The sequence below is a fragment of the Micromonospora sp. WMMD736 genome (assembly GCF_049179015.1).
Lineage (GTDB): Bacteria > Actinomycetota > Actinomycetes > Mycobacteriales > Micromonosporaceae > Micromonospora.
Genome location: NZ_JBMHMI010000054.1, coordinates 1 through 3,298 on the forward strand (window position 1 = coordinate 1; position 3,298 = coordinate 3,298).

Annotated in this window: 5 protein-coding genes; all 5 read left to right on the top strand. The window is 64.7% G+C overall.

Going from position 1 to position 3,298, the window contains the following annotated elements; genetic code table 11:
* The first annotated feature begins 163 nt into the window (after positions 1-163).
* Entirely contained in the window at positions 164-973 is an 810-nt protein-coding gene (locus ACN269_RS33425; protein ID WP_421477138.1) for an AAA family ATPase, read from the top strand.
* 17 nt (positions 974-990) lie between these two features.
* Positions 991-1,122, top strand: coding sequence for a hypothetical protein (locus ACN269_RS33430; RefSeq protein WP_421477140.1), 132 nt, complete (start codon positions 991-993; stop codon positions 1,120-1,122).
* 134 nt (positions 1,123-1,256) lie between these two features.
* On the top strand, positions 1,257-1,862 hold the full coding sequence (locus tag ACN269_RS33435) for a hypothetical protein (protein ID WP_421477141.1): 606 nt from the start codon (positions 1,257-1,259) through the stop codon (positions 1,860-1,862).
* A 10-nt stretch (positions 1,863-1,872) separates the two neighbouring features.
* Positions 1,873-2,319, top strand: a complete 447-nt coding sequence (locus tag ACN269_RS33440; protein ID WP_421477143.1) for a hypothetical protein — start codon at positions 1,873-1,875, stop codon at positions 2,317-2,319.
* Positions 2,316-3,298 (top strand): cytochrome P450 (locus ACN269_RS33445; protein WP_421477145.1); only part of this gene is annotated, 983 nt, incomplete at its 3' end. The genes ACN269_RS33440 and ACN269_RS33445, both read left to right, overlap by 4 nt.

A 3,298-nucleotide genomic window follows, 5' to 3' on the forward strand; every position in this document is an offset into this window, starting at 1 on the left:
ACGAGGCCAACGAGGCCGGCGTCTCCATGTACTACGTCGGCGTCGGCCCCACCCGCGTCGACCCGCTGCCGGAAGTCTTCGGCCGCAAACGCTCCCAGCGCATTCAGCGTGTCGAACAACTTCCCCGCGTCCTCGCCCATGTCCACCGAGAGCTGGTTTCCGCATGACGAACGACACGTACAGCGACACTTACTATGCCAACGGCAACGAAGTCCAACTGTTCGAACGGGCCTACCGGCAGCGGCTCCCGGTGATGCTCACCGGGCCCACCGGCTGCGGTAAGACCCGGCTCGTCGAACACATGGGCACCCTGCTGGAACGGCCGGTCGTCACCATCAGCTGCCACGACGACCTGACCAGCTCCGACCTCGTCGGACGCTTCATGGTGACCGGCGGCGACGTGGTGTGGAACGACGGCCCGCTCACCCGCGCCGTCAAGACCGGTGCGATCTGCTACCTCGACGAGGTCGTCGAGGCACGCCATGATTCGCTGGCCGTCCTGCACTCGCTCACCGACCACCGGCGCGCCCTCTACCTCGACAGGGCGGGCGAAGTCGTGCATGCACCGGAGAGCTTCATGCTGGTCTGCTCCTACAACCCGGCCTACCGCAGCTCGCTGAAGGAACTGAAGCCGTCGTTTCGGCAACGGTTCGTCACCCTGCCGATGCGATACCTCCCACCGGAGCGTGAAGCCGAGGTCATCGTGGCCGAAACCGGAGTCGGCACGGCCACGGCGCAACGGCTGGTCCGGTGTGCGACCGCGATCCGCACCGCTGAGGCGGCGTTCCACTTCGAGCCGCCGTCGACCCGGGTGCTGGTCACCGCCGCGCACCTGATCGCCGCGGGCACAACCGAACTGGAAGCAGCTGAGGCGTGCGTGCTCGCCCCACTGTCCAGTGACGGTGCCATCGCCGAGGGACTTCGCGAAGTTGCAGCGGCCGGCCTGGCCGACGCTGAAAGCACCAGGTACTAGGGGAAAGGGGCACCGACATGGTCGATCAAAAGGAGCGCAAGCGTAAGAGGGCGCTCATCATCCTGCAGATCGTGGTCTACGGCTACCTGTTGACGATGTTTGGAATCCAGCTCTACATGTCGTTCGCGCGTGGCTGGTGGGAACTGTGAATCTTCCGCTACTGAAACGGAAGTCGGGGAGCGAGGTCAAGGCTGTCAAGGCCACCGTCCCCCGAACAGGTTCGGGAAACCTCGAAGAGCACCATGACGAGTCCCGGCTGGCCCAACGCCGCGCCGACAAGTGGATGATCGCCGGTGCCGCGCTGATGGGCATGTGGGCCCCCGGACTGATCGGTTTGCCGATCTTCCTGCGCGGGGTGTGGCTGCAGCGCGAGGCCCTGCGGGCCGGGCTTTCGGTGCGGCCCATGATCGTCACCCTGATCGGCTATCTCGTGCTCATCGACGGCATGCTGAACAGCCTCGGCTGGGCGCTGGACCTGGTCGCCAACCACACGCTGATCAACCGGGTGCTGATGGTCGGCTGGGGTGCGATGTTCGACGCCGGTTACTTCTGGCACTACAACGAAGCGTGGATCGGTGGCGCCGCTGCGCCGGGCGAGAAGTCGATGGTGTTCGGAATGATCCTCACCGTCTTCGCGATGCGCTGCGCGGCGGCCATCGGGTTCCTGCAGATGAAACGCTGGGGCCACCAGTGGATGATCATCACCTGCTGGATGGGCGTGCTCATCTGGTGTCTGTACGTGTTCAACATGACGATGTACGCCGATGTTCGCTACGCGGGCGTCGTCTTCCCCGTCATCGGCTGGTGGCTCTACGACATCTTCTACATCACGCCGTTCCTCGCGATCCCGTACCTGCACACGGTCAACCGCGAAATCTTCTCGGACTGAAGGAGCCACTGTGAGCACCACACCAGAAGCCAGCCAAGACAAGACCGAAGACACCGCCGACAAGGCCGAAGACCTCCCACCGGGTACCACGCCGTACTACGCGCGGATGCACAGGTGGATCAAGCGCGCTGTGCTGGTGTGCCTGGTCGCCCTGGTCATCGAGGGCGCCTTCACGCTGCCGTTCATGGCGGTCTACTACGGGTATCCGACACTGAGCCTCACCGAGATCTGCAGTGAACTACTCAAGGTCCGCTACTCCGACGACAAGTTGGAGTGCCAGGTTCCTTACCCACCGCTGGGGCCGCCGGAGGGCGCCGAGGGCAAGGACACCGCCCAGGACGAGTGGGGCATCCAACCGGTGCCGAAGTACAACCGGATCGGGTTCCGCGAACTGGTCCGCCTCCACGAAGAACGGGAAGCGCGCGAGTCCGCTGAGCAGCAGGGAGATTCACCGTGACTCAGACGCCCGAACGGCACGCCGACAACTGGGATCTGCGCCACGCCGATTTCAACGACAACGATTTCCTGTACGACGTCTACGCGGTGATGCGCGACAAATCGCCCTTTGCCCACACTGATTCACCGTTTCTGGCCGCGACGCCCGGGGGTGCGTGGGTCGCGGTGCGCTACGCCGAATGTGTCAAGATCCTGCAGGACTGGGAGAATTTCTCCAGCAACCCCACCCCCGAGGGAGCCGAGCGACTCGCCGGTGACCTGGTGATCACTCTCGATCCGCCGCGACAGCAGAAGTTCCGCAAGGTCCTCAACCCGTACTTCTCGCCGGCCCGGATGAAGGCACTGCGACCCGAGATCAGTGCCGAAACCGACGATCTCATCGACGACTTCATCGAGACCGGCCGCGGTGATCTCGCACAGATCGCTTGGCGCCAGCCCGGCATCGTGTTCTTCAAGTACCTGCTAGGGATGCCCGTCGACGACGTCCCGCTCTGTGTCGAGCTGACCGACACTGCCCTCAACGGCGACACCGAGGAGGCACGCATGGCCGCGTGGGGCGGCCTCTATCAGCACCTGGCCGACGCGGTGACCGCACGCGCGGCGCAACCGCCGCACGACGACATGATCGACGTCCTGCTCAACGCCGAGATCGACGGAGAGAAACTGCCGTTCGGCGACGTCGTGTCCAACGCGATGCTGTTGGTCCAGGCCGGGCTCGAGACGACGGCAAGCGCAATGTCCTTCGCCTACCACTACCTCGCTACCAACCCCGCCGAACGGGATCGCCTGATCGAGGATCCCGAGCTCATGGCGCGCGCGGTGGAGGAGTTCATCCGATTCGCCGGGTCGATTCACGGCATCCCCCGCACCGTCGCCAACGACGTCGAACTGAGCGGCTGCACGTTCTCCCGGGGCGAATCCGTGATCGTCAACTACGCCGCCGCCAACCGCGACGAAGCGGAGTTCCCGGATGCCGGCCG

Bases quoted from the DNA above. Each gene is read 5' to 3' on its own strand.
- ACN269_RS33425 (WP_421477138.1), top strand. From the start codon at position 164: ATGACGAACGACACGTACAGCGACACTTACTATGCCAACGGCAACGAA.
- ACN269_RS33430 (WP_421477140.1), top strand. From the start codon at position 991: ATGGTCGATCAAAAGGAGCGCAAGCGTAAGAGGGCGCTCATCATCCTG.
- ACN269_RS33435 (WP_421477141.1), top strand. From the start codon at position 1,257: ATGATCGCCGGTGCCGCGCTGATGGGCATGTGGGCCCCCGGACTGATC.